The 26,073-nt window shown below is 58.2% G+C and carries 20 protein-coding genes and 1 pseudogene; 8 read left to right on the top strand and 13 right to left on the bottom strand.

What is annotated here, in order from left to right; all coding sequences use genetic code 11:
- Window positions 1-17 precede the first annotated feature (17 nt).
- The 4 genes from AYM40_RS00080 to AYM40_RS00095 form a co-directional block, all read right to left on the bottom strand.
- Window positions 18-920 (bottom strand): plasmid partitioning protein RepB C-terminal domain-containing protein, encoded by a 903-nt coding sequence (locus AYM40_RS00080; protein WP_063494420.1) that lies wholly within the window; start codon window positions 918-920, stop codon window positions 18-20.
- A complete protein-coding gene (locus tag AYM40_RS00085; RefSeq protein ID WP_063494421.1) occupies window positions 917-1,819 on the bottom strand; it encodes a ParB/RepB/Spo0J family partition protein in 903 nt (300 codons plus the stop codon). Before AYM40_RS00085 ends, AYM40_RS00080 begins: the two co-directional genes overlap by 4 nt.
- Window positions 1,816-3,381 (bottom strand): recombinase family protein, encoded by a 1,566-nt coding sequence (locus AYM40_RS00090; protein ID WP_063494422.1) that lies wholly within the window; start codon window positions 3,379-3,381, stop codon window positions 1,816-1,818. Before AYM40_RS00090 ends, AYM40_RS00085 begins: the two co-directional genes overlap by 4 nt.
- Before the next feature lie 168 nt (window positions 3,382-3,549).
- Entirely contained in the window at window positions 3,550-3,993 is a 444-nt protein-coding gene (locus tag AYM40_RS00095) for a hypothetical protein (RefSeq protein ID WP_063494423.1), read from the bottom strand.
- A 683-nt stretch (window positions 3,994-4,676) separates the two neighbouring features.
- On the opposite strand from AYM40_RS00095, the gene AYM40_RS00100 reads away from it, so the two are divergent.
- Both AYM40_RS00100 and AYM40_RS00105 read left to right on the top strand, forming a co-directional pair.
- Window positions 4,677-6,578, top strand: coding sequence for a hypothetical protein (locus AYM40_RS00100; protein WP_063494424.1), 1,902 nt, complete (start codon window positions 4,677-4,679; stop codon window positions 6,576-6,578).
- A gap of 2 nt (window positions 6,579-6,580) precedes the next feature.
- Window positions 6,581-7,246, top strand: a complete 666-nt coding sequence (locus AYM40_RS00105; RefSeq protein ID WP_063494425.1) for a hypothetical protein — start codon at window positions 6,581-6,583, stop codon at window positions 7,244-7,246.
- A gap of 139 nt (window positions 7,247-7,385) precedes the next feature.
- Here AYM40_RS00105 and AYM40_RS42155 read toward each other — a convergent pair.
- From AYM40_RS42155 to AYM40_RS00140, 7 genes and pseudogenes are all read right to left on the bottom strand, one after another.
- Window positions 7,386-7,532, bottom strand: a pseudogene (locus AYM40_RS42155) (nucleotide pyrophosphohydrolase); the annotation flags it as partial.
- 8 nt (window positions 7,533-7,540) lie between these two features.
- Window positions 7,541-8,718 (bottom strand): IS3 family transposase gene (locus AYM40_RS00110; RefSeq protein WP_201788151.1). Its coding sequence is split into 2 segments (ribosomal slippage): window positions 7,541-8,451 and window positions 8,451-8,718, totalling 1,179 coding nucleotides; the frame shifts between segments, so codons are not numbered across the junction.
- A complete protein-coding gene (locus AYM40_RS00120) occupies window positions 8,693-9,001 on the bottom strand; it encodes a nucleotide pyrophosphohydrolase (protein ID WP_063494428.1) in 309 nt (102 codons plus the stop codon). The genes AYM40_RS00110 and AYM40_RS00120 overlap by 26 nt, the downstream gene beginning before the upstream one ends.
- A gap of 180 nt (window positions 9,002-9,181) precedes the next feature.
- The gene (locus AYM40_RS00125; RefSeq protein WP_063494429.1) at window positions 9,182-10,369 is read right to left on the bottom strand and encodes a Wadjet anti-phage system protein JetD domain-containing protein; all 1,188 of its coding nucleotides are present in this window, start codon (window positions 10,367-10,369) and stop codon (window positions 9,182-9,184) included.
- Complete coding sequence (locus AYM40_RS00130; RefSeq protein WP_063494430.1) at window positions 10,366-13,740, bottom strand: ATP-binding protein; 3,375 nt, start codon at window positions 13,738-13,740, stop codon at window positions 10,366-10,368. Before AYM40_RS00130 ends, AYM40_RS00125 begins: the two co-directional genes overlap by 4 nt.
- Window positions 13,733-14,374 carry a DUF4194 domain-containing protein gene (locus AYM40_RS00135; RefSeq protein ID WP_063497775.1) on the bottom strand — a complete coding sequence of 214 codons (642 nt, stop codon included), beginning with the start codon at window positions 14,372-14,374 and terminating at the stop codon, window positions 13,733-13,735. The genes AYM40_RS00130 and AYM40_RS00135 overlap by 8 nt, the downstream gene beginning before the upstream one ends.
- A gap of 2 nt (window positions 14,375-14,376) precedes the next feature.
- Window positions 14,377-15,831, bottom strand: a complete 1,455-nt coding sequence (locus AYM40_RS00140) for a DUF3375 domain-containing protein (RefSeq protein ID WP_063494431.1) — start codon at window positions 15,829-15,831, stop codon at window positions 14,377-14,379.
- Window positions 15,832-16,108: 277 nt separating this feature from the next.
- Between AYM40_RS00140 and AYM40_RS00145 the strand changes: the two genes are divergently transcribed.
- The 5 genes from AYM40_RS00145 (at window position 16,109) to eutC (ending at window position 22,647) form a co-directional block, all read left to right on the top strand.
- On the top strand, window positions 16,109-17,224 hold the full coding sequence (locus AYM40_RS00145) for a Fic family protein (protein ID WP_063494432.1): 1,116 nt from the start codon (window positions 16,109-16,111) through the stop codon (window positions 17,222-17,224).
- Between the two features lie 315 nt (window positions 17,225-17,539).
- Entirely contained in the window at window positions 17,540-18,493 is a 954-nt protein-coding gene (locus AYM40_RS00150) for an IS5 family transposase (protein WP_063494433.1), read from the top strand.
- A gap of 530 nt (window positions 18,494-19,023) precedes the next feature.
- Window positions 19,024-20,427 carry an ethanolamine permease gene (gene eat / locus AYM40_RS00155; RefSeq protein ID WP_063494434.1) on the top strand — a complete coding sequence of 468 codons (1,404 nt, stop codon included), beginning with the start codon at window positions 19,024-19,026 and terminating at the stop codon, window positions 20,425-20,427.
- A gap of 43 nt (window positions 20,428-20,470) precedes the next feature.
- On the top strand, window positions 20,471-21,865 hold the full coding sequence (locus tag AYM40_RS00160; protein ID WP_063494435.1) for an ethanolamine ammonia-lyase subunit EutB: 1,395 nt from the start codon (window positions 20,471-20,473) through the stop codon (window positions 21,863-21,865).
- On the top strand, window positions 21,862-22,647 hold the full coding sequence (gene eutC / locus AYM40_RS00165) for an ethanolamine ammonia-lyase subunit EutC (protein ID WP_063494436.1): 786 nt from the start codon (window positions 21,862-21,864) through the stop codon (window positions 22,645-22,647). The genes AYM40_RS00160 and eutC overlap by 4 nt, the downstream gene beginning before the upstream one ends.
- 66 nt (window positions 22,648-22,713) lie before the next feature.
- On the opposite strand, the gene AYM40_RS00170 is transcribed toward eutC, so the two are convergent.
- Window positions 22,714-23,109 carry a DUF779 domain-containing protein gene (locus AYM40_RS00170; protein WP_063494437.1) on the bottom strand — a complete coding sequence of 132 codons (396 nt, stop codon included), beginning with the start codon at window positions 23,107-23,109 and terminating at the stop codon, window positions 22,714-22,716.
- Between the two features lie 64 nt (window positions 23,110-23,173).
- Window positions 23,174-24,694, bottom strand: a complete 1,521-nt coding sequence (gene adh, locus AYM40_RS00175) for an aldehyde dehydrogenase (protein WP_063494438.1) — start codon at window positions 24,692-24,694, stop codon at window positions 23,174-23,176.
- Between the two features lie 327 nt (window positions 24,695-25,021).
- On the opposite strand from adh, the gene AYM40_RS00180 reads away from it, so the two are divergent.
- Entirely contained in the window at window positions 25,022-26,062 is a 1,041-nt protein-coding gene (locus tag AYM40_RS00180) for a helix-turn-helix domain-containing protein (RefSeq protein ID WP_063494439.1), read from the top strand.
- Window positions 26,063-26,073: the final 11 nt, after the last annotated feature.

Raw genomic sequence — 26,073 nt, forward strand, 5'->3', positions numbered from 1 at the left:
CTCACGTTCAGGCCGGCCTAGAGAACCGCGCTGAATTGCTGCTGGTCGAGAGAAATGGTTGCAATGATGGACTCGAATTCCGCCATCAAATCCGGATGGCGTTGGGTAACGTATTGCCGGACAGATTCGTTTTCGACGAGCTTCGCGAGAAACCCTTTCGCAAGCACTAGATTTAACACGTCCTGACCGTAAGTCTGTTCCACGAGCTTGTACTGCCCCTGCAGATTGCTCATTTCCCGCTCCATTTTCGCCATCTGCTCAGGGCTAACTCCGGTCAGTTTGCGCGGCTTCTTGCCCTCCACAAGCCGCGCTGCGGGCGTTGCCACCAGCAATGCCTCGGCGTAGGACACTGAAACATTGTTCGCAGCCACCATCAGCTCAACGCATTCGACCTGCCGCGTGGGCTTCATTTTGCGAATAGCGCGAACAAGCTCCGGCGAGAACTGCCGGTCTCCGAGAAGTTCAGCCGCCTCTGGGCACACGCCGTCGAGCAGAGACATCTTCTTTATAATCTGGGATACATCCACGGAAAGAGCTTTCGCCAATCGTTCGGGCGATACGCCTCTGTCAATTACACGCCGAATCATATAGTGCTCCTGGATTGTCGAGAGGCGATTGACCCGGTTGTTATAGGTGTAGCTCTCGTCATCGGTCGCGACAAGGCAGGCAGCCCGCTCGTGCCCCAAGTCCTGGATGGCAAGTAAGCGTAGATGCCCATCCAGCAGAACATGCTGGCCGGAAGACTGGTCCGCAGGCGTTACAGAGAGCGGTTCTATCAGGCCGACTTCCTCAATGGAGGTTCGTATCTGCTTGAATTTACGCGATTCGACCACGGATGACGGGATTCTGCGCGATGGCAAGATGCTGGAGACCGGTACCGACAACGGCTCGGGGATGAATCCAAGGGTTACGCCAGTCATGTGGCACTCCCGGTTGGCCAAACGCGTTCGGCAAGATACTTCGGCAGACTGGCCAGTCCCTCCGCGCGCAAGAGGTTGATGAAGTTCTCATCGGCGAGCAGTTGCCTCAATCCACCGACGACAAACAGCAACCGCTGTTGTGTGAATTCGGCTTTTCTGACCATGGATTTCTGACGTTCTACCTCGCGCTCGTACGTCCGCACGAGACTCGATGTCGTGACGGCGGCAGACTTGCTCGTCATATTGTGCGCAGTGCTTCGCCCGAGTGCTTTTCTGCGCTCGATGACACGGCGAGCGTTCATCAGTTGCTTGCCCCGCAATTTGCCCGACTCATAGGCCTCCTGGAGTGCTGCTTGCATTTCAGTATCGTCGTCGCCGGCGCCAACAATCATAAGGGCCGCATTCAGAGGGACGAGGCCTTTCTCCACCGCAACGACAAGTCTCTCTTCTCCCTGGCGCAGCAGCGTGAGGATGCCGTGAACGTAAGTCGGCGTAAGTCCTGTCTTTTCGGCAATGACCTTCGGCGCGTATCCCTGCTCCTGCAATTGCCGAATGCCGGCAAGCCGTTCGAGTGGGCGACACTGCCGACGCGCTATGTTTTCCGTCAGACTCATCACGAACGCGTCCTCGTCGCTGACGCTTACCACGAGCGCGGGAATAGTCGCTTCCCCAAGCGAGCGGAACGCCTTCAATCGCCCCTCGCCGCAAACAAGGAGGTACTTTTCTATGCCGCTGGCCGTTGCTCGCGGCGTGACCACGATAGGTTTCTTGAGACCGATGGTCTTGATGTTGTCGACGATTTCATGGAAAACCCGAGCGTTACGTTCTCGCGGATTGATGACTTCAATCTGATTGACGGGGACCATCCGGATTTCTCCGGGCTGCTGTCGCGAGTTCACGCTACTCTCCTGAGACGGGCGCGCTCGGCCATGCCATAGAGGTAGTCCAATGTATCGAAGCGATAACTCTCAAATTCGATTGGATTCTGGTCGGCGAGATGAATACGCGGTTGTCCAAAATCCAGACGTGGTAACAGGTAGTAGTCCAGCGCCGAAGCATTCGTCTGGTCGAGCCGCACTGCGACTGTGATATCCGGCAGGAGGCTCGTATCGAAGCGCACCTTCCAATGATTGCGGCCATTGTCATGCGCCTGGCAGCGCGCGAGCACGATGCAGGCCGTGAACTCGTCGTTGACCGTGAGCAGGTCGGTTGCAGGGTCGCGTATCACCGTGCCGCCCAAATCCGCGATTTTGCTCTCCGTCTGCGCAATGATTTCCGGATGCAGTTGTCGCAGGAGGCGGTTGGCCTCAATGTATCGATAATCTCGGCCGGGGGTAAAACCGACTGCCTGATACGCACGAATTAAACTGCCGAATCGGTACACATAGACCGACGTAGAAGGCATGCCATCTGTTTCATCAATCACTACGCCGGACAGAAAACCGCGACTGCGGAACAGGTTGCGCAGTCGCTCGATTAGCTCCTCATTTGAGTAGTGACGCGCTCTCGCTCTCATGATGCCCTGAGCGGTGTAGAACGTTTCGCTTGGCACGATTGCGTGAAATGCCGCCTCCTTTCGAATCCACATGTCGGGCGTGTTGGCCACCCTCATTTTTTTCAGCTTGAACGACACCCGGTTGTATACGTTGTTGCCGATGTATTTCTCGTTGGTCAATACTTCCCGTACCGTGGCTCGTGTCCACTCCCGGTCAAGGTCGGTCCGCACGTGCATGCCATTCAGGCGAGCCGCGATTTCGTATTCGTCGAGTGACTCGTCGATAAACCAGTTATAGATTAGATTGACAATTCGCACCTCGCTTTCCGGCCCCGGCATGAGAATTACCCGGTCCGTCTGCAGGCTTTTATGTTCGCCCCGACACAGCTCCGCTTTCATGAGTCCGTGCTCATCGACCAATACCCGGCGAAGCCCATAACCGGCTGGGCCTCCTTGTCGGAAGCCCATCTCAATTAAACGGCACTGGCCCGCGAAAACCTTCGCCGACAATTCGCGGCTGTACTCGCCAGCCATTGCCCGCTTTACCCCTTTCACGATGGTCGAGACAGGCGACCCGTCGTTCTCGAACTGCTCGGCGCAGTACGCAACCTGGATGCCAGCACGGCGGCAGATGTACTCGTAATACGCGCTCTCGTCGGCATCCTGGAATCGCCCCCAGCGACTCACGTCATAGACGAGGATTACGCAGAAATCGGCCTTGCCATTGGCGACATCGGAGATGAGAGTTTGAAGTGCATGGCGACCGTCGATTCGAAGACCGCTTTTACCCTCATCGGCATATGTGCGGACGATTTCGAATCCGCGGCGGGTTGCGTAGTCTCGAATCCGGTCGCGCTGATTCTCCGTCGAATACTGTTGGTGTTCGGTCGACATGCGGACGTACTCAGCTGCCCGTCCTGCCAGGGAGCCGGCTACGACTGCTGCACCCGCGTTATTGAATGACATTCTCCGCTCCGCAACTCAGATACAGACACGCGGCAGGCACCGGGCGCAAGGGGAGCCCCAAATGCGAACGCCGCGGCTTCACATCAGGCGGTGGCGTTTGAAAGCGAACGGTGACAAGGCAAAGGTAGCAGGCCCGACGCCAATGTGTATCACGTCATCTCTTTGCAATCATATGGGCGGTGCTGTCGGCGCAGACAGCACGGCTATGTGGACGGTCCACACGTCCATTTTTGCAGCGCCGGCATCATCCGCATGACGCAGTACGTAGAAGCCAGAGCCCAGCGGCCGAGGGAGTTCGATGACATCCATCTTTGCAATCGGCTTGAAACTCCGTCGTGCATTGCGCATCCGCTGCATGCTGCTGTTGCGCTCTCGATACGCCGGATGTGCAGCTCGATATTCGCGCCAATAGTCGGCGTGGCCTGCGCGCCATCTCGCCTGAGCACGGGCCTGGTTGTCGCGATAGTCGCGGTCGATACGGAGCCGGTGGTTCTGCCAGTCGCGTCGACGGGCGCGCTGGCAAGCTTCCGATGAGCAGTAGCGCTGGCGAGGAACATGCAGCAGCGGCACGAACGCGTTGCCACAGGCGAGACAGAGGCGGGGGGATTTCATGAGTGCCCTCGAGGTCGGGTTGCGACGGGCAGACGCCGACGCCTCGACCAGTCACTGAAACGGCTGACCTGAGACGAAATAGAGAGGGGTTTAACTCGGTAGTTGCTTCGTTAAACAGCCATCGCTGTCTGCTTGGCGCGTGAGTAGGCCAGTCTCAAAAACTTGGACATTTCTTGACCGCCGGCGTGCATCGAGATGGGTCGCTCACGACGGCCCTATGGGCGATGGCGATGGGAGAGCTTCGCCAGGAAGGTACCCCGCTGTCATGCCGGTTCAGTTGCGTGCAAAAAAATCTCACGCGATGCTTCCCCAAATCTCATCCGATGCGTCCCACAGTCCGCAGCGTGTTGTCTGACGGGCCCAAAAATCTCACGTTTTGAGTCTCGCTACAGTCATCGTTTCTAAACGGAATTTATGGAAATGCAGTGATCCGTAGTTCAGTCGTTCAAGCCAGAATACACCAATAAAATTCCTGATACGCAGCCCGGTCGTGTGACCGGGCTTTTTTGCGTCCGGACTCCGGATAGGTAATATTTGGACATCTCGGATAAACGCCGCCTTCTCGCTGCGCCGCATTCGCGATCGAGCAAGCCTCGTTGAACGGGCGAGAAAAGACTGCAAGGCAGCTCTTGGACCTCGTCCGTGCTTGGGATATCTGGGAAAAGCGTATCCACACCGAGTAGTTGCCTGAGCGTCACGATACCCGACTCGACAATAGGCAGCCCACGACTCCGATCAGCAAAGACTACTGGGGGCATAGCTATTACGTTATTCCCGCAGATCAAACGTTTTTTCCTAGACCGCCGGGAGCGGATGCGAACAACAAGCTCAAAGATGTCGAATTCGATGTGCTCCAAGGCGGTACGAACGCGGGTTATGCGTTGCACGTGGAAACGTACTTCCATCACGGCAACAAGTACACGAACGCGTGGAGCGTGGGACAAGACGGTACACGTACGCTGCTAACGCCTCAGCCGGTGAAGGAGTCTGGCTATGAATACGATCTATACGCCCGTGCCACAAAGCTCTACCCGGACTGCCCGAGCGATGGATTTGAGCTGCTGCGCTTTGGCAGGATTCTGACGGAACATCCCATCTTGCAAGACGGCGCAATGAATACGCCGCCCGGCGTAGCGCCCAGAATAGCCGGCAATCCTCATCCGACCGAGCAGACGAACCCTTGCATAACCTGGATGCGGGTCACGTATGCGCAAGGGCGAGAAGGCTATATCGATGCGGCCAACAACCGCATCGTCCAGTTGTCTGATGCTGACTTCCCGTACTCAATGGGTTGGACGAAGATCAGCGAGGGAAACACGCCCTACGGTGACGACGGACTGTGCGACATCAATGACCTCAAGAAGCTCATCGGAGAAGTTGCGGCTACATCGCCCGATGCCAAAGAGTACGAGGACGAGGACGCACTGAGCAATTGGGTCAAAGGCAATGACGCAGTCCGAGGGAAATTGAAGGGCTTCATCTGCGAGGCGCCAACCGAATGGAACAGCGCGCATAACGATATGCGGTACGCAGCGCTGGATGAACCGGACGGTTTTTATGGCAAGCAGAAACAAACCAACCCAAACGGGTACCGCGATTTCCTTAGTCGGCTGAAAAAATTCCAGTTCTGGGACAAAACCGGCTTGCCAGAGGGAAAGTTTTGGTTTTTCCATCCGCTACAATTTATTCGCCATTTCAGAAAATGCGGATGGCTGAGCACCGACGAATTCAAACAACTTCTGCCCACAGAAGTGTTGCGCGAAGCCTCAGGTCAAACCATGTATTACGAGGCGATTCCCAATTCTTATGCTGCCGGCCCGATCGCGAAAAATCACCGGATTCCTTTAAATAAAGCGCTTCGAAAATACAATATCGTTTCGCCGAGTCGCATGTCCGCCCTCTTGGGAAACGCATTGCAAGAGACGCAATGGCTCAGCAAGCTGCACGAAAACAATTCCGGCATGTGGTACTACCCGTGGGACGGTCGCGGATTTTTGCAACTTACCCATTCGGATAATTACATCAAATATTGGGATTTTCGAGGAAAAAAATCGCAAATTTCTCAAGCGACACGGGATGCTATGGCGATGGCGAAAAACCAGGCGAATGCCAATCGCCCTCACGCGCAGGATTATATCGCTGACGCGGTGAGCGGCGTAACGTCGCCGATGATTCGATGGCGCGAGGACGTTGGCGATAACGCGAACGTCACCAGAGACCTACTGTCTCCTACGGATAGCGCTGGGTTCTATTGGTCTATGATGGGCATGGCACGCCATGCGGATAAAGACGTCAATCTTCAAAGAAGAACAATCAGGGCAAGGCGTCCGCCTGATCCCCATCACCCAAATATGCCGAACCCTCCCGTGCAGAAAATCTTTTATCACTGTATGGCATTTCGCGATGCATCGGCCACTGTTAATTTGCCGAGTGCAGTCAGCAACCCCAACATGAATTTCAATGGCTACATCGCTCGCTGCGTGGCCTACGCCCAAGCCCTAGCGGTATTAGCGGATATTCTTTTCCCCGACGCGTCAGGCGGAATGCTGCTATTTCCAGAGGGCCGCACGCCGCGGAGAACGTGAATATGAAATCGAAAAACACCGTTGCGGTTGCTTTGATCCTATTTGTTGTGCCTTTGAGCGGTTATGCTAATGCGAAGCTCAAGGCCGCGAGCGAAAGAGGTGAAATAGAACTTCAAACTTGCAAAATTTCCATCACGCCGAGTGCGCGCGGGGAAATTATGAAGCCGAGGGAGGAGAATAATTATAAGTTTGCAGGATATAGCGAAACCCTTGATTCCAACGGAATCAGCCAACGTTTCGGGTTCTCGATAGGATGTGTTGACCGAATTGCAGATAGAAATGATGTGGCTAAAGAACACGGTGGATACTTTGATCCAGAAAAAAAGACGTGGGTTGCATACTTTCTTGATGAACAGGACAAGGACAGTCTCGCCCCTGCAACACACATCTACGCGATTCACACTTCCAATGCTAGCGGATTCGCACGGACGACCGATGACGTGATCGGGGATCCCCGTCAGCGCGCGCGTGCATTGTCATACTGTCTGTTTCACGATGCGAAGGCGATTTGCGGAGAGGGGCAAGTTATGAACTTATCCGATCAAAAGGCAAACTTTCTCCCGACTGCACTGAGAATCTTACGCAGCGTGGAGTTTGTCGATGTTAAGCCTAACGATCGGTCAGCCCCGGGCGCCACGGGTACGGTGCCACCGGTCGGCAAAAAATAGCCGGTTCAGCCTCCCAGTCCAGGACGCAAGCCAATCGCGCCTTCCGCCGGCACTGGGGCTCAGCCCAGTCGAGCCTTGAGCAAGTGCTGATCGCGCAGCACATTGATCTTTGATTTTCGTTTTAGTTTTGGTTTGATTCTTAGTCTTGGTATTCGGAGTACTTACGCGAATCTCCCCGGACTTTTTCGGCGGGATACTTCGTCCGATTGACATCCATTTTTTCCAAACAGGCTTGATAGAGGTCGACATCAAGCTTGTCTGCAAGTCGGACGAGGTATAGCAATACTGTAGTGGTCAAGTTATTTCGGACAGGCCGATAGGCTCTTTCACTGTCGGTTTCGCCTCGTAGGCGACGGGCGACAGATAGCCTAAAGTCGAATGTAAGCGTACAGCGTTGTAGAAACCGACGATGTACTGGTTGATGTCGCGCCGTGCCTCGTCGTGGTTGGCGTATCGACGCTGCCACACGCGCTCCATTTTCAGGTTCAGGAAGAACCGCTCCATCACCGAATTGTCCCAACAATTTCCCTTGCGGCTCATGCTGCAAACCACGTGATGCTGCTTCAGCAACGCCTGGTATTCATCGCTCGCGTACTGGCTTCCACGGTCCGAATGCAGGACCAGTCCTGGCTCAGGCCGACGCTGCTGCAGCGCCATGGTCAATGCCGACATGACCAGTCCGGCCGGCATGGTGGGCGCCATGGACCAGCCAACCACCTTGCGTGAGTACAGGTCCAGCACGACCGCCAGATACAGCCAGCCCTGCGCCGTGCGGATATACGTGATGTCCGAAACCCACGCGCGATTGGGTTCGGCCACCTCAAACTGCCGGTCGAGCAGGTTCGCGGCTACAGGTAGCGTATGCCTGCTGTCGGTCGTCGAGACGAACTTGCGCCGCCAGCTCGTGCGCAGGCCCGCTTCGCGCATTAGCGTACGCACCCGGTAACGACCGATACGTAGCCCCTGTTCCCGCAGCGCATGCATCACACGCCGGCTGCCATAGCTCGCGCCGCTGGCGGCGAATGCTGCCTTGACGTGGCTGCGCTCCTGCAGACTCTTTGCACTCGGCTTTGCTCGCCGGTGTGCATAGTAGCCAGAGCGGCTCACCTGCAAAACCCGGCAGGCGTTACTGACCGATACGGCCTCCTGTTGCAAGTGCGTTACCACTCGGTAAGTCACTTCAGTTCCCGGGCAAAGAAGGCCGACGCTTTTTTTAGTAGCGCATTGTCCTCCCGCAATTGCCGGTTCTCAGCTTCAAGTTGCCGGATGCGCTGCTGTTCCGCCGTCAGCGGCTTACCTTCGCCGGCGCCGCCAGAGCGTTCCGCATCGTACTGCGCCACCCAGCGCCGTACGGCTGTCTCAACCAGGTCCATCGACCGGCTGACTTCGCTGACCGATAAACCCTGGTCTCGTACCATCCGTACCACTTCCAGCTTGAAGCTGGCGTCAAATTGTCGGCGCCTTCTTGTCATCTTGCTCTGTTTCCTCGTCGATTCCGGATTGTCCTCCTATCGACCTGTCCGAGGAAATTAGACCATCACATACGTCCGCCATTTCGTGACGAATAGCGGTTTGCTTGCCGTCGTCCAGTTCGCTCTTGTCTCCCGAGCTCAGCCACTGAAACGGCTCCAGGAGCTCACTTGCCTCGACGCTTAAAGCCGTCGCGAGATTCTTTGGCGTGTGAAATTTGTCCCAGTCGCGCTCATCCGCAAACTGACGAACGAGGTCGCGCAAGCTAGCAAGGTCACTTTGCATCTTAAAACCTCTTCGGGTGATGGCTCCCCCAGACGGCTGGGGATAACTAATCGCATCGGTCTGGCGGGGTGAAATAGGGCACTGGAGGCGTCCCTGCTCGGATGGGCCACGTCGGTCCTTATCTCAATGTGAGGTGATGATATAAGACCGGGCGGGCTGATGCGTGCGTTATTTATTTGCTCACGTCTCCCGCCGCAGCTTCCCAAGCGCCGCCTCCACCCACCCAAACCCAATCTTCTCCTGCTCCAACCGCAAATTCTTGCGCAACCGGTTATCACGCAAGTCATCGTATAGCGCCTGTTCATCCTGACTAAGCCGCGGCAAATCACGCGTTGTCTGCTTATCTTCCCGATCCCATTGCGACGTGAAAGTCAGCAGCGTTTCGCGGTCCATCAAAAACGACTCGACATGGCCGAACAGGCAGCGCAACTGATCGAGGATCGCAAATCCATGCGTGTCGATATCGCCCCAGTAGAGCACCCTGCGATTCGCCAGCCACGTGGCATCTGCCAGCATGTCAAAACCATAGCCGGCGCCGAAGACAACCATACTGTCGTCAACAGGCGGAAAGGCCAGAAAATTAATCTCGTTCTCGGTGATGAAAACCCGGCTAACCCCAGGATCGAGCTGCGCAAAACTGGCGGCGTCCAGCGTGACATCCTGCTCGGTCGTGGCGGGCTGAAATAGCGCCTTCTTCGCATCCAGCATGCGAAAGCGGATCCGCAGCGGCTTGTCGCGAAACCCATAGCGTAGTGAAAACTGGCTGAGACCTGAGCATGCCGCGTCGACCGCTTCAATTGGCAGAACATAGTCCAGCAACTCGGCAAGCACACCGCGATGGCCTTCGATAAATTTAGTGTGCACGTCCACGATATCGATCTGCCGCAGATACACACCAGGGCGCGGATGCCGCTCGAGCCAAACACACACATCCAGCAAACGCTCCCACACCTCAGCAAGCTCAAGTGCCCGCAACGGTCTTTTAGCAAGCCACGGCACGAGGCGCGGTTCGCGCATCCGCGTGACGTTCAACAACGATCTAAACCGCGCCGCATCGCGCTGCTTTCCGATCAACGCAACCGCTTCCTCGAACGAGTCGATCCACGCCTCATTCGGCAAGGCATTCGCGCCAAACACGCGATGTCGAAACTCACGCATTTGCAGTCTGCAATGCGGCATGGCTCTGAGCGCGCTGCTCCACTGACGGATATCTTCGAAGCGCTCCGCTATCTCGGCAGACGTAGGACCTTTAAGGACGAGACGCTTCGGGAACGAAGCCGCATCCACCGCCACATTGGCAAGCAGTTCGCCGCGTTCCCAAAGCCTGTTCACCTGTGCGCGCAAATCCGCCGGAGTCGTCCAACTCACATTTCGCTCCTGGCTTTTTCCTCGCGGTACGCCTCAATCGACAGATTACGCAGCCGCGACTCCCGTCCTTCCTTGTTATCGACAAAACCGACGCTGGCAACAAACGGCTCAATGATATAAATCTTCTGCAACGGGGTGACGATCAGCAATTGCAGGTTCAACTGCGCGAACAGCCGCAAACCGTATTGCGCGGACTCATCCGAACCGCGTCCGAAGGCCTCGTCGATCACCACAAAGCGGAACGAGCGCGAACGCACCGCGCCCCATTCAAGACCGAATTGATACGCGAGGCTGGCCGCCAGAATCGTATAGGCGAGCTTCTCTTTCTGCCCGCCTGATTTGCCGCCCGAGTCGGAATAGTGCTCGTGCTCACTGCCGTCCTCACGCCAACGTTCACTGGCCGCGAACCCAAACCAGTTGCGCACGTCGGTGACCTTGGCCGACCAGCGGCGATCCTGCTCAGTCAATCCTTCACGGCCGCGAAAGCGTTCGATGATCTGCTTGACCTGGAGAAACTTCGCCTCGGAATACTGCACGTCTTCCGAGCCGGTGAGCGTGCCTTCCGTACACGACCGTAAGTCGCTCTGAAAGTCGCGAATCTCGGCATCCTGACTCAACTGCGCTTCGAGAACGATATAGCGCCCGGCGTTGTAGTCGATCTGCGTAAGCGACTCGTTGATCAGTTCGATCCGCTCGCGGATCGTCTCGCGCTCGCGAGCCAGTTGCGACTGAAAGTTGGCTACCTCGCGGATGGTATTTTCGTTGAGCAGGTCTTTGAAGCGAGCCTCGAAACGCGGCAAATCGTCGGCTTTCAACGTGTCGAGCATGGTGCGATATTCTGCCGCCGCCTCGATCGCGACATCCACTTCCTGGGTCTCCAGTGGGAACGCCACGCAGTAGGCTCGCATGGCATCGATGATCTTGTCGCGCTGGCGCGAGACCTTTTTTTCTTCGGCATCGATATTTTCTTGCAACCACTTGCGCATATCGCTCTCGCGATTGTCGCAAGACTCGACGGTCAACTGGTGCTTACCCAGCACCTCGGGCCACAACTCCGCGAGCCGGGCAAAGTAAGCGACATGACCGGCATAAGCCTGATCATCCAGAATCGTTCGGGTTTGCGCGTGCAGATCGTCAGCGATGCGCTGTCGCTCTTCAGTACGTGTGCGCTCCGCTTTATGTCCATCGAGTTGCGCCTCGATATCGGCAAGCGCGGCGGTGACCTGATTCAGACGTTCCGTCAACTGTTGCAACAAGTCGGATGCGGATTCCAAACGTGCTTTCTCGTCGCGCAACTCGGCGACTTCCGTCGCGAGCGTGCCCCAGTCGAGCTCGCGATAGTCGGCATGTTCAGAGAGCAACGACAATGCGTTCAGGCGCGTCTTCAACGCGCTCTGCTGCTCCTGAATCCTGCCGATCTGCGCGCCGAGATCTCGCAGTTGCGCGCTCAACTGAGCGGATTGCGCTTCAAGCGCCTGAATTTTTGCGGTGTTGGTCCAACCCAATACGTAACGGCGACGGTCGTCCAGTCGATGACGATCGTCCTTTTCGTGCCGCTCGCCCGGCGCCTTGATCTGACCGGCCCGTGTAATGGCGCGCGTCTCGCGGCGGAATTGTTCCTGCGTGTCGCAGCACACCACATTGAAGCGCTGCGCCACTTCGTACTCGAGCCAGTCGTAAAACGGCGAGTCGGGTTTGACGGAAAGCTTTCGTGCCAGCGAGTCACGGTGCAATTCGGGGCGTTCCCGTCGCGCGGATTGGCGGATGCGAAAATAGACCAGCCGCCCCTTCAGATGGGTTCCATCGACCCATTCGGTGACGGCGGCATAGTGCTCGTCGGAGACCAGCAGGGACAGGCCAAAATTGCGCAACAGACGCTCGGCGGCGCCCTCCCAGTCGCGTTCGTCCTCGCGGACTTGCAGCAATTCGCCGGCAAAGCTCAGATCGGCTTCGGGCAGCGCAAGGGCGTCGCACAACGCTGCGCGCATGGCGATCTGTTCGGCCGGGATGTTGCTGCGCCGGCTCTTCAGACTTTCGATCTCGGCCAGCAGCACGTCATGCTCCTGTTTGCCGGTGCGGAAACTGACGCCGTGTTCGGTCAGGTCGTTCTGCAAGCGGTCATCGTCCGATCGCGCGCTTTCGATAAGTTCCGGCAGGCGCCGCCGAAGCGCGAGAAAGCCGGGTTCGTCTTGCGCAAGCGGCTCGCCGATAATCTGCGCGAGCTCACCGTAGCGCTGTGCCTTTTGCTTACGTCCCGCGCATTCCTGATCCTTCGAGCGAATCTTGGCCTCGAGCCGCTCCAGCCGATCGCCTCCGTTGTCGGCAATATGGCGGCGCAGTTCGCTCTCCTGGATTCGTTGAGCGGAGCGTGCCGCGTCGAGCCGCTTCACATGAGCGTCCTGTCGCTCCCATTCCGCAGCGAGATTCTCAATGCGTTTGTTGAGCAAATCGAGTTTGAGATCGGCGGCATAGGAGCGGAGCGCTTCCCGACAGGCACGCAGATCGTCGACTTGCGACACGAGCAGCGCGTGCCGCTCGCAATCGTCGACGAGCGGATGGAGCCGCTCCATCTGCCGCTTGGCCTTTAACACCGCCTCATGCGCGCGGTTCAGGTCGTCGAAGTGACCGATCAGCGCGGTCATGCGTGGCGCAACATCAAATGGTTCGAGCATGTGACTGCGGACAAAATCCGTCAGATTGCCCACTGACTTCATCGACACCGTTTGATGAAACAACTCCAGTGCCTGATCGTTCTCGATGCCGAAGCGGCGCCGGAACCACGCACCGTAGGGCGGGAAACTGTCGAATACCTCCGCACCGGCCACGCGCAGCTTCTTGCGCAGGCCGGCGATGTCGGGGCCAAACCCGGCGAAGTCGGCAGCAATCGACAACGCCCGTTCCGCGCCGACGAACAGCCGCGCGGGCTGCCCGTGCGGATCCTTCATCCAGAACACCTGCGCAAGGGTGATGGTCTGGTCGTAGCCGGCATTGTGGAACCGGCCGAGAATCACCGAATAGTTGTTGTGATCTCGCAGCGCGACGGGCTTGGCTGTCCCGCTGGACTCATTGCGCTCCGATTTGTAATGACCGAGCACGTACGACCGCAGTGTGCGTTCCTTGCTGTCGGCACCCGCCGCCTTGTTGTACGCAATGCGATGCGCGGGCACCAGCAGCGTCGTCACGGCATCGACGAGTGTCGACTTTCCGGAGCCGATATCGCCTGTCAGCAGCGCATTTTTGCCGTCGGGTTTCAGTGTCCACACCCGGCCGTCGAATGTCCCCCAATTGAAGACTTCCAGCTGATGCAGGCGAAAACCGGACAGGGCGTCGTCGGCGACGAAATCGAGTCCGGGCAGTTGCATGTCAGTCATCGGCGCTCCCTGCCGCGGCCCCGAGTTGCGCCTGATAGCCGGCGAGCCGTGCATCGAAATCGGCCAGCCACTGCGCATCGACAAACGCTTTGAGGATGCGCTGCACTTCGAACGCGGTCGCTTGCCCGTCGCGCTTGCCGGCGACCGGCTTGAGTTTGCGCAAAAAGCCGAGTTCGATGATCTTGTTGATGTGGGTATCGATCTGATCGGTCAGTTTGGCCTCATTACTGCCGGTAGGCAGGAACACCCGGACCATGTCGACGATCTGCTCCCGCACGAGAATGAGGCGCGTCTCTCCGCCGCTGGCATCGGACTCGGCGAGCTTCTTGCGCAGCAACGCCAGCAACAGGCTCACGGGAAACGATAACGGGCGTCTTGCCACGAGCCTCGGCAGAGCGGGGGAATCGTCGCCGTTCTCGGGGCGTGAGCGTAGAAACGCGTAGCCTTCGGCTTCGTCGAGTACCAGCTCTAGGTTCAGGACCGTGACGTAGTCGCGGACGCGGGCTTGCAGGTCGAGCAACGCGCCCCACAGTGCCGTATCCGCGTCCCGGTAAATGACCCCTTTGAGCAAGGGAATCAGAAGGCTCGACAGATCGTGCATCGACGCCGTGGCGTCTTGTTCGGGTTCCAGCATGTTCATCTCACGAAAATGACGCGCGGCAGGCTCGCCTGCCGGGTCTGGTGTTCGCCGCCTTCTTTCACGCTGCGCCACACGATCGTCTCACTGGACTGTTCGTCCACCACGCTGCTGAAGGTGTCGCCGGCAAGTTGCAGGTAGGCGACCAGTTCGGCCAAACCCTGCTGCAGCGGCTGCATCTCGCACAGTTCGCGCAGCGTCACTTGCGAGCGATCCTGCAGGACATGACGGATGTGCCAGGTCAGTCTGGCTTTGTCGACAACGACTTGTGCATACAACGCCGCTGCATCGATATCGGCGTCGCCCGCCTCGATCGAAATCGACGCGATGCGCGGTTTCAGCGCCGGTGAATAGAGGGGGCGTTCCATCGGCAATTCGATGTCGGCGGCCGTATCGGCGATCGTCATTATTTCACCGGACGGCGGCGTGTCCCGCAATGCCAGCGCTTTCGCCTCGACACCGCGCAGGATGTCCATGATCCGGCGGTTCTCGAGCCACGCCTGGTCGTCGAGAAAGCGCCGCAGCTGCTGTGACAAAAACGCGACCGTGCGCTGCGTGTGCTCGCCGGCTTCGAGCCAGTCATAGTGGACTCGCCGGGTGCGCGCATCGGGTTTGAGTTCGGCCACGGGCGGAAGCGCGAGCACGCGGTCGAGCAAGGCGGTCAGTTCTTCCTGACGACGGCTCGACATCAGAAAGTCCCAGAACGCGCGGAAGCTGCGGCCCTGATCCGAGTCGGCGATCGTATCGCGTTCGCCCATGATTTCTTCCAGCAGTTCGCCCTTTGCACCGTCCCATAGCGCAATGCGTTCGCGCACGCGACGGTCGAGGCCGCGGAAATTGTGCTCCACCTCGCGGAAGTCGGTCAGTAGTTCACGCGCAATGGCGGTGAATTGCTGGAAGCGGTCTTTCAGCGCGGTGTTGTCCATGATGGCAATGTCGCCTGCCTCTGCACGCGCGATTTCCGCGTCGATCTCCGCACGGCGCTTATGAAGTTCGGCAAGGCGCGCCTCGGGGTCCCGTTCGCTGCCTTCGCTCATTTGCTTGAGCAATTCGAACAGCGTGAGCAGCCGCGATTCCGTGCCGACGAAACTGCGTTCAGTCAATGTGCCAAGCCATGCGATGGCTTTCTCCGTAGCGGGCGTCAGATCGAAATGCGGTTCGTCCGAGTTCGGGCCATAGAACTTGCGCAGCCAGCCTTTATCGTTCGCCGCCCAGTCGTTCAGATAGTCGGAAGCCGCTTTGGGAAAGGCGGAAGGGCCGAGTTGCTCGCGCAATGCAAACAGTTCGTCTTCGAGGGCTTCGGCCAGATCCGCTTGCGCGATGACGCGCACGTTGGGCGCCGTGAACGTTCGCTGCAGGAAGCTCGCGACGAGCGGTGCGTGATCCGAGCGTAGCAGGCGCCATGCGGGATGGTTCTGGCGCAACAGGTCCAACGTGGAATAGTCGAAGTTCATGGGGCAGGGCGTTGGAAAGGCTGAAGCGACCGCAATATCCGAAACTATCGATGATAGTTCACGTCGTTGGCCGACGAGGGCTCGTAGGACTCGGCTAGCGGCCAAGTGTGACAGCGAATTCTGATTTGACGTTGCCGCAGCTATTCACCCAATCCGCTTGAAAGACCATTCGCACGCGAGGCGCTGACGACCCCGAGCGGCGAATAGCCTCGTTATTCTCCGCATTAAATGCGGAGAATAATTTGTACCCGCGGAGAAAATAGGCCATAATCTCCGCATGAATCGCGGAGATTGGATATACATCTGGGAATCCCCCGAATGGCCCGCATGGCGCTATGACTTGTCACGCCTTACGGCCCCGCTCGCGGAAGTGTCCCGAGCCCAAGGGCTATTGTTCGGGCGTCTTGCCGATGTGGGCCTGACGTTGCGCGGCGAGGCCAGTCTTGTCGCGCTGACCGAAGACGTCGTTAAAACCAGCGAGATAGAGGGCGAACAGCTCAATGTTGCATCGGTGCGTTCGTCGATAGCACGCAAGCTCGGCGTCGAGATTGGCGCGCTCGCGCCGGTCGACCGTCACGTTGAAGGCGTCGTAGAGATGGTGCTCGACGCCACCCTGAATTGCTCGGCGGAGGTGTCGAAAGAGCGCCTGTTTGGATGGCACGCGGCGCTTTTTCCGACCGGGTTCAGCGGCATGTCCCGGATCAGCGTTGCCAACTGGCGCGACGATTCCAAAGGGCCCATGCAAGTTGTTTCCGGCCCGATCGGGCGTCAGAAAGTCCACTTCGAGGCACCGCCCGCGGCACGGCTGGAAACGGAGGTGGGCCGATTTCTAGCCTGGCTGAACACCGATTCGGCCGATCAACCGGTGCTCAAAGCGGGGCTCGCTCACCTCTGGTTCGTTACGCTGCATCCTTTCGACGACGGCAACGGCCGCATCGCACGGGCCATTGGCGATCTGCTTCTGGCGCGCGCTGATGGCAGCCCAGAGCGCTTCTACAGTTTGTCGGCACAGATTCAACGTGAGCGAAAAGACTATTACGACATTCTCGAGCGCACACAAAAGGACACACTCGACATCACCGAATGGCTGGCGTGGTTCCTCGGTGCTTTGCATCGCGCAGTCGATCATGCACAACTCACGCTGAGCGTCGTGCTGTTCAAAGCACGCTTCTGGCAACGCTGGGCGAGCACGCCTTTCAATGAGCGGCAAGTCAAACTGCTGAGTCGGCTGCTTGACGGTTTTGACGGCAAGTTAACCAGCAGCAAGTGGGCAGCCATTGCGAAGTGTTCACCGGATACCGCGTTGCGCGACATCAGCGAACTCGTCGCATTCGGCGTGTTGAAAAAATCAGCAGCAGGGGGCCGCAGCACGTCGTATGAGTTAGCGGACTGAGCGCTGGATAAGTCACTCCACTTATCCACAGCCCCCTCTGGACAACTTTTGTACAAGCCACCTGACACGTTGTGGGCGAAACTTTGATAAATCCGCGACCCCGCCGGCTCAGTCAAAAGTTCTCCCTGGCTCCTTGCCCCTGTTCGCCTACGCTCCGCAGGGTTATCGATTCCGCAGCCCCTTGATCCGTAAACGAAGAATCAAGTTATCCACAGCCAGGTGGGATGCTTGTTAAGGAAGGTCTGCAAAAGTCCTGGCATTGCGTTGCTGCTGAGCTATCCTGGAAGCAGAGCCAATTAGGTGGGGAGCAGTGTAATGACGCAACTTGGTCTTGGTCTGGATCTGTCAACGAAGCGCACGCGCAAGCGGGAATTTCTCGATGAGATGCGACGCGTTGTGCCCTGGTTGAAGCTGATTGCGCTGATCGAGCCGCACTATCCCACGGGCAAAACCGGTCGGCCGCCGTTCCCGATTGCGACGATGCTGCAGATTCATTTCATGCAGCAATGGTTCGGTCTGTCAGACCCTGCCATGGAAGAGGCACTCTATGACGTGCCGCTGTATCGCGAGTTCGCGGGTCTCGACGGCGGGATGGTCCGCTTGCCGGATGAAAGCACGATTCTCCGGTTCCGCCATCTGCTGGAAACGCACGGTCTGGCGGTGCAAATGCTGGCGCTGGTCAATGAAATCCTGACGGAGAAAGGCCTGATGCTTAAGGCTGGGTCGGCAGTCGACGCCACCCTGATCGCCGCGCCCAGTTCGACAAAGAATGGCTCCGGCACGCGCGATCCTGAAATGCAATCAACGCAGAAAGGTGGCAACTGGTACTTCGGGATGAAAATGCATATCGGCGTGGACGCCGATTCGGGCCTGGTCCATACGGTCATTGGAACGGCGGCCAATGTTCACGACATTACCGTAGCCCAGACGTTGCTGCATGGTGAAGAAACGGATGTGTACGCGGACGCCGGATATCAGGGTATCGAAAAGCGTTGTGAGCCTGAGGCGGTGCGTTGGCATGTTGCAATGCGACCGGCAAAGCGCAGGAAACTGGATCTGAGTGATTCGTTGGACGCGATATACGATCAGATCGAACGCCTGAAGGCGGGTATTCGGGCCAAGGTCGAACACCCGTTTCGCATCCTCAAGCGGCAGTTCGGTTACATGAAGACGCGCTATCGTGGTTTGCCGAAGAACATCGCCCAGATCACCACGCTGTTTGCTTTGGGCAATTTATGGATGGCTCGCAGAGCTTTGCGCAAAGCTTGAAACACCGGGCCGATGAAGGCCATATGTCTGGTTGGAGCGCTCCGGAGCGCGGAAAACCCCTCGCAATCAGCTCACCAACAAAGATCTGAACGCCGAGGTTGCGCTCGATGTGAAAGGTAACGCTTCAAAGCTAGTTGTGCAGAGCTTCCTTAACTATTACTACGTATACATATACAAAGACTATAAAAACCAGAGAGGCATCCGGAAAGCACGCTGCGTAAACATGCACAAAGGCAGCACAGGCCCTGCAAAGCCTTCAAACAAACGGCAAACAGATCTCCGTTAACTAACCGAAAGAAGACTGCCGAGCAGATGCGAACCAAAGTACTGCGTCCCAATTTACCAAATCCTGCGAATCTCACCTACCGCACGTAAACGGAGTTAAGCACCCACTCACACAAACGCGCCCGAACTTTGCCGAATTTCGATAACACCTCGAATAATGGCTCACTACCATCGGTTGAAGCCTGTCCGCCTATGCACCGCAAAGTCTTGCGGCGTCGAGCAAGCGGCAACATCAGGAGCGCCCGATGAAATCAGAATCCAAAAGTCAGCACGTCGGTAAAGTCACGCATCACGAGTTGAAGCAGACGCTCGGCACGTGGCAACTGTGGGGAATCGCGGTCGGTCTGGTCATTTCCGGCGAGTATTTCGGCTGGAGCTATGGCTGGGCGAGCGCCGGCACGCTTGGCTTCGTCATCACGGCGGTTTTTATCGCGGCGATGTACACCACTTTCATTTTTAGTTTCACCGAACTCACCACGTCGATTCCGCAGGCGGGTGGCCCGTTCGCCTACGCGCGTCATGCTTTTGGCCCAACCGGCGGTTATCTGGCTGGTGCGGCGACCTTAGTCGAATTCGTGTTCGCACCCCCCGCGATTGCACTCGCGATCGGCGCCTATCTGCACGTGCAGTTTCCGGGTCTCGAACCGAAACACGCGGCGATGGGCGCGTATCTCGTCTTCATGGCGTTGAATATCGTCGGCGTGCAGATCGCCGCGGCCTTCGAGTTGTGCGTGACGCTACTCGCGATCTTCGAATTGCTGGTGTTCATGGGCGTCGTGTCGCCCGGCTTTCAGTGGTCGAACTTCACGAAAGGCGGCTGGTCCGGCGCGGATACCTTCAGCATGGGCTCGTTCCACGGCATGTTCGCGGCCATTCCCTTCGCCATCTGGTTTTTCCTCGCGATCGAAGGTGTCGCGATGGCCGCCGAAGAAGCCATGAATCCCAAGCGTTCGATTCCGATCGCCTACGTCGCCGGCATTCTGACGCTGGTGCTGCTCGCAATCGGCGTGATGGTGTTCGCAGGCGCTGCCGGCGATTGGACCAAGCTGTCGAACATCAACGATCCGTTGCCGCAAGCCATGAAATTCATCGTCGGCGAACATAGCGGCTGGATGCATATGCTGGTGTGGCTCGGTCTGTTCGGGCTCGTCGCGTCGTTTCACGGCATCATCCTCGGCTATTCGCGGCAGATCTTCGCGCTGGCCCGCGCGGGTTATCTGCCGGAGTGGCTCTCGAAAGTGCATCCGCGCTTCAAGACGCCGCATCGCGCGATCATTGCGGGTGGTGTAGTCGGCATCGCCGCGATCTATAGCGACGAGCTGATCCAGTTCGGCGGTCAGACGCTGACGGCGAACATCGTGACGATGTCGGTATTTGGCGCTATCGTGATGTATATCATCAGCATGTTGTCGCTGTTCAAGCTGCGCCGCTCGGACCCGAACATGGAGCGCCCGTTCCGCGCGCCGCTGTTTCCGTTCTTTCCGGCGTTCGCACTGGTGGCCGCGGTGATTTGTCTGGGCACGATGGTCTACTTCAATTTTCTGGTGGCCATTGTGTTCGCGATCTTCCTCGCGCTCGGCTACGTCTACTTCCTGTTGACGCGCCATCAACGCGAAGCAGCGCCTGCAGACGTTTTGCTCGAAGAGTGACGGATCGAGCCGCTGCGCAAGCAGCGGCGATGGAGTTGTGAAGATGAGCTACACCGAGACAATTGGCAGCCGCACGTATCGTTTCGCCGACCTGAAAACGTTGATGGCGAAAGCCAGTCCGCTGCGTTCAGGCGACCAGCTCGCGGGCGTCGCAGCGGCGAGCGAAGAAGAGCGCGTCGCGGCCAAAATGACACTCGCGCAGGTGCCGCTGCGCACGTTTCTCAATGAAGCGTTGATCCCGTACGAAAGCGACGAGGTCACGCGCCTCGTGATCGACGATCACTCGCCGCAAGCGTTCGCTGAGATCTCGCATCTGACGGTCGGCGATTTCCGCAACTGGCTGTTGAGCGGCACGACCGATGCGGACGCGCTGACGCGCATCACCGCCGGCCTCACGCCGGAAATGGTGGCGGCGGTCTCGAAGCTGATGCGCAACCAGGATCTGATCGCGGCGGCGCGTAAACGTCCGGTGATCACGCGCTTTCGCAATACGGTCGGCTTGCCGGGTCATATGTCGGTGCGTCTGCAACCGAATCATCCGACCGATGATGTCAAAGGCATCGCCGCATCGATGCTCGACGGCCTGATGTACGGCTGCGGAGACGCGATGATCGGCATCAACCCAGCCAGCGACAATCTCGCCGCGATCACCAAGCTGTTACTGATGATCGACGACTTCCGCCAGCGCTATCAGGTGCCGACGCAATCGTGTGTGCTGACCCACGTCACCAACACGATCGCGGCGATCGAAAAAGGCGCGCCGGTCGATCTCGTGTTTCAGTCGGTTGCCGGCACGGAGAAAGCGAATGCGGGTTTCGGTATTTCGCTTGCGCTGTTGCAGGAAGCGTATGAAGCAGGGTTGTCGTTGAAGCGTGGCACCGTCGGCAATAACCTGATGTATTTCGAAACCGGGCAGGGGAGTGCCTTGTCGGCCGATGCGCATTTTGGCGTCGATCAGCAAACGTGCGAAGTACGCGCCTATGCCGTCGCGCGCAAGTTCAATCCGTTTCTGGTGAACACGGTGGTCGGTTTCATCGGACCGGAATATCTGTACGACGGCAAGCAGATCACGCGCGCGGGTCTCGAAGACCACTTCTGCGGCAAGCTGCTTGGCGTGCCGATGGGTTGCGACATCTGCTATACGAATCACGCCGAAGCCGATCAGGACGACATGGATAACCTGCTCACGCTACTGGGCGTGGCGGGCATCAACTTCATCATGGGCATTCCCGGCGCGGACGATGTGATGCTCAACTATCAAAGCACGTCATTCCACGACGCCCTCTACGTGCGCGACGTGCTCGGCCTGCGCCGTGCACCGGAATTCGAAGAATGGCTGGAGTCGATGCAGATCACCGACGCTCGTGGTGCTTTGCTGAGTGCATCGTCACAGCAACCGCTGCTGGAAGGCGCGAATGACTGGCTGGGTATCGCATGAGCGACTTCCTCGAAAAGAATCCATGGAACGCGTTGCGGCAGTTCACCAACGCGCGGATCGCGCTGGGCCGCGCTGGCAATAGTTTGCCGACTGCGCCGTTGCTGGCGTTCAACCTTTCGCATGCGCAGGCGCGCGACGCGGTACATCATCCACTCGATACGGACGTGCTGCACGCACAGCTGCGCGCGCAAAATTTCAGCACACTGGATGTGCACAGTGCCGCGCCCGATCGCGAGCATTATTTGCGGCGCCCTGATCTCGGGAGGCGTTTAAGCGACGAAAGCCGCACAGCGCTTGGACAACTCAAGGTCGATTCACCCGAAGTGGTCTTCGTGATCGCCGACGGCCTCTCTGCATTCGCTGCGTCGAAGCAATCGATCCCGCTGCTGCAAGCTGTCATTCCGCGTCTGGCCGATTGGAAGATCGGTCCCGTCGTCGTCGCGCGTCAGGCACGCGTCGCGCTCGGTGACGAGATCGGCGAGTTGCTCAATGCCAGGCTGGTGGTGATGCTGATCGGGGAGCGTCCAGGTTTGAGTTCGCCGGATAGCCTCGGCGTCTATCTGACTTACGCGCCTAAGGTGGGCTGCAGCGATGCGCAACGCAACTGCATTTCGAACGTGCGGCCTGAAGGTCTGGACTATCCATTGGCCGCGCACAAGTTGCATTACCTTCTGACGCATGCAAGGCGCCTCGGTCTCACGGGTGTCGGTCTGAAGGACGATAGCGACGCACTGCTGGCGAGTACGCCGACAGTGCCCGCAGTCGGCGACGATTCAAATTAGCGACGCACTGCTAACGAGCACTCCCGCAGTCAATGACAATCCGAACTCAAGCGTGACATTAAAACGCTAATCATCCACCCGTTCCACCGGATGCGTTTCGAGCCACGCATTCTCGTTATCCTCGAACAGTCGCGAACGCGTCAAGAACCGCAACCCGCTCGGCCGTTCCAAAGAAAACATTCCGCCATTGCCCGGCACCACGTCGATGATCAACTGCGTGTGCTGCCAGTATTCGAACTGCGATTCGCTCATGTAGAACGGCACGCCGGCAATCGCGCCGAGTTTCACATCGGACGAGCCGACCATGAACTCACTCTGGGGAAACATCATCGGCGCGCTGCCGTCGCAGCATCCACCGGATTGGTGAAACAACACGGCCCCGTGTTCGGCGCATAGCTTTTCGATCAAATCGACCGCAGCAGGCGTGGCGATCACGCGGGCCACTTCCTTCTCATCAGCCATCACATGCCCTCGCTGAAAAAGAGCGAGCCGCGCAATGCGGCCCGCTCGGACAGGGTCGTTACGCTTAGAAGAAGCCGAGCGGCTTATCGCTATAGCTGACGAGCATGTTCTTGGTCTGCTGATAGTGGTCGAGCATCATCTTGTGATTTTCCCGGCCGATGCCCGATTGCTTGTAGCCGCCGAACGCAGCATGTGCCGGATACGCGTGATAGCAGTTGGTCCACACGCGGCCCGCCTGGATTTCCCGGCCGAAGCGATAGGCGCGCGTGCCGTCGCGCGTCCACACACCGGCGCCCAGACCGTAGAGCGTATCGTTGGCGATCTCGAGCGCTTCATCTTCGTTCTTGAAGGTCGTCACGGAAACGACCGGCCCGAAGATTTCTTCCTGGAAGATGCGCATCTTGTTGTGGCCGCGGAATACGGTCGGCTTCACGTAGTAGCCCTTGCTCAGTTCGCCGTCGAGTTTATTGCGCTCGCCGCCGATCAGACACTCAGCACCCTCCTGCTTGCCGAGGTCGACGTACGAGAGGATTTTTTCCAGCTGTTCCTGCGAGGCCTGCGCGCCGATCATCGTCTTCGTATCGAGCGGATGGCCTTGCGTAATCGCAGCCACACGCTTCAATGCGCGCTCCATGAAGCGGTCGTAAATCTTTTCATCGATCAGCACACGCGACGGACACGTGCACACTTCGCCCTGATTCAGCGCGAACATCGTGAAGCCTTCCAGCGCCTTGTCGAAATAGCTGTCGTCCTTGTTCATCACGTCGGCAAAGAAAATGTTCGGGCTCTTGCCGCCGAGTTCGAGCGTCACCGGAATGATGTTCTGGCTCGCGTACTGCATGATCAGGCGGCCGGTTGTTGTCTCGCCCGTGAAAGCGATCTTTGCGATGCGCTTGCTCGACGCGAGCGGTTTGCCGGCTTCGAGGCCGAAACCGTTCACTACGTTCAGCACGCCCGGCGGCAGCAAATCGTGGATCAGTTCGAGCAGCACGAGAATCGACGCAGGCGTTTGCTCAGCTGGCTTCAGCACGACGCAATTGCCGGCAGCCAACGCAGGCGCGAGCTTCCATACCGCCATCAGGATCGGGAAATTCCACGGAATGATCTGGCCGACCACGCCGAGCGGCTCGTGAAAGTGATACGCGACTGTGTCGTGGTCGATCTCGGAGATCGAGCCTTCCTGCGCACGCACGGCGCCGGCGAAATAGCGGAAATGATCGATGGCGAGCGGGATATCCGCAGCCATCGTTTCGCGTAGCGGCTTGCCGTTGTCGATCGTTTCAGCCACGGCGATGCGTTGCAGATTCGCTTCCATCCGGTCGGCGATACGGTTCAGAATGTTCGCGCGATCGGTGGTCGAGGTCTTGCCCCACGCTGCCTTCGCACGATGCGCGGCGTCGAGTGCGAGTTCGATATCGGCTTCGCGCGAACGCGGGATCGAGGTGAACGGCTCGCCAGTGATCGGCGATACGTTGTCGAAGTACTCACCACCCACAGGCTTGACCCATTCGCCGCCGATAAAATTCGCATACTGCTTTTTGTACGGGAATTCGGTCGTCAGAAACTGCATCTCTGCGTGATTCATCTGTGTGCTCCTCACATGTTTGAATGGGCTATATTCGGCGCGATATTTCGCTTGGCCGCGAGAGGCTAGAGCCAGAACCGTGCCAATGCACCGCGCTGGTGAGCCGTGTAGGCGCAGCAGGCACTCATGCGAGGCATGGCGCATGACATGGCTCACTGTGCCGAGGAATGAGCGCTTCGTTTCTGACCAGTGTGCGCGGCGCTGTTCAGGAATTGAACAGGGCGTGAGCACCCTGCCGGTCAAAGCGAAGCGAAGTAAGCGGCGAATCCGTTCGGCATGGGAATTGCCTTCTGTTTCTCCTCGATATTCCGTTTTCGCAGATCTGGTATGACGATTGAATTCCGAAACGACAGCCTGACAGCACCGACGTACGCGCAACAGCCGAGCTTTTGCGTGCAGACCTGCGTCGCTTACGATGCAGATGAGCAAGCGCGTAATCTCCACGGCTGGAACCAGACCTACGACCAACTGACCGCGGGCCGCTTCGTCGGCGGGTTGACGGAGTTGTGTCTCGATCACATGCAGGTGTTCGTCGAAACAACCAGCCATACGCTGCGCCAAACCTGCGAAGTGCAGGAAGACGCCTACTGGTTCGGTATTCCGACTTGCCCGGAGGGCTCCGGTCGTATTGACGCACAGGTCATCGCGGGTGATGCGCTCGCATTTCGTCAGGGCGGGATCGAATTCGAATTGCTGACCTCGGCGGGCTACGAGATTTTCGGCGTGGTGGTGAAGGGTGACGTGCTGCGCCGGTACGCGGCCGAGGTAGAGCGCGTCGGCCTGGCCGACCATTTGCCGAACACGGAAGTCGTGTCGATCGGCACGGCTCGTAAGGCGCGGCTGTGCACCTCTCTGCGGCAGCTTCTCGACGACGGCGCGGCCAGCGGCGCGCCGCTGTCCTCGTTCGCACGCAACAATTTGCAAGCGTCGGTGCTGGCCTCGTTGTTCGACGTCGGCGCGTTACCGGCCGATGGACAGGTTGAAATGCCTACGCGTGGGCGCCGTCAATCGATCGTGTCGGAAGCGCGCAAGTATGTGCTGGCCAATCGCGACCGCGCGATCAACGTGCCGGAGTTGTGCGAGCGCTTGCATGTGAGCCGGCGCACGTTGCAATACTGCTTTCAGGACGTGCTCGGGATGGCGCCCGCCACGTATCTGCGCACGATTCGCCTGAACGGCGCGCGACGCGATCTTTGCAATGCGTCGCACGAATCACGCTCAGTCCAGGATATCGCCGCGGCATGGGGCTTCTGGCATTTGAGCCAGTTTGCGACCGACTACCGGAAGCTTTTCGGCATCCGCCCGTCGGAGACCTTGAAAGCTGCCAACGGACGCCTCGACGAACGCGCGTATTTGTTCGCGCACTGAGCGCAGGGGCG

The sequence above is a fragment of the Paraburkholderia phytofirmans OLGA172 genome, assembly GCF_001634365.1.
In the GTDB taxonomy this organism is placed as follows: Bacteria; Pseudomonadota; Gammaproteobacteria; order Burkholderiales; family Burkholderiaceae; genus Paraburkholderia.

Coding starts and splice junctions, on each gene's coding strand:
- AYM40_RS00120 (WP_063494428.1), bottom strand. CDS start 9,001: ATGCAAAGTGACCTTGCTAGCTTGCGCGACCTCGTTCGTCAGTTTGCG.
- AYM40_RS00145 (WP_063494432.1), top strand. CDS start 16,109: ATGAATCGCGGAGATTGGATATACATCTGGGAATCCCCCGAATGGCCC.
- adh (WP_063494438.1), bottom strand. CDS start 24,694: ATGAATCACGCAGAGATGCAGTTTCTGACGACCGAATTCCCGTACAAA.
- AYM40_RS00135 (WP_063497775.1), bottom strand. CDS start 14,374: ATGCTGGAACCCGAACAAGACGCCACGGCGTCGATGCACGATCTGTCG.
- AYM40_RS00095 (WP_063494423.1), bottom strand. CDS start 3,993: ATGAAATCCCCCCGCCTCTGTCTCGCCTGTGGCAACGCGTTCGTGCCG.
- AYM40_RS00180 (WP_063494439.1), top strand. CDS start 25,022: ATGACGATTGAATTCCGAAACGACAGCCTGACAGCACCGACGTACGCG.
- AYM40_RS00170 (WP_063494437.1), bottom strand. CDS start 23,109: ATGGCTGATGAGAAGGAAGTGGCCCGCGTGATCGCCACGCCTGCTGCG.
- AYM40_RS00105 (WP_063494425.1), top strand. CDS start 6,581: ATGAAATCGAAAAACACCGTTGCGGTTGCTTTGATCCTATTTGTTGTG.
- AYM40_RS00150 (WP_063494433.1), top strand. CDS start 17,540: ATGACGCAACTTGGTCTTGGTCTGGATCTGTCAACGAAGCGCACGCGC.
- AYM40_RS00080 (WP_063494420.1), bottom strand. CDS start 920: ATGACTGGCGTAACCCTTGGATTCATCCCCGAGCCGTTGTCGGTACCG.
- AYM40_RS00130 (WP_063494430.1), bottom strand. CDS start 13,740: ATGACTGACATGCAACTGCCCGGACTCGATTTCGTCGCCGACGACGCC.
- AYM40_RS00160 (WP_063494435.1), top strand. CDS start 20,471: ATGAGCTACACCGAGACAATTGGCAGCCGCACGTATCGTTTCGCCGAC.
- AYM40_RS00140 (WP_063494431.1), bottom strand. CDS start 15,831: ATGAACTTCGACTATTCCACGTTGGACCTGTTGCGCCAGAACCATCCC.
- eat (WP_063494434.1), top strand. CDS start 19,024: ATGAAATCAGAATCCAAAAGTCAGCACGTCGGTAAAGTCACGCATCAC.
- AYM40_RS00090 (WP_063494422.1), bottom strand. CDS start 3,381: ATGTCATTCAATAACGCGGGTGCAGCAGTCGTAGCCGGCTCCCTGGCA.
- eutC (WP_063494436.1), top strand. CDS start 21,862: ATGAGCGACTTCCTCGAAAAGAATCCATGGAACGCGTTGCGGCAGTTC.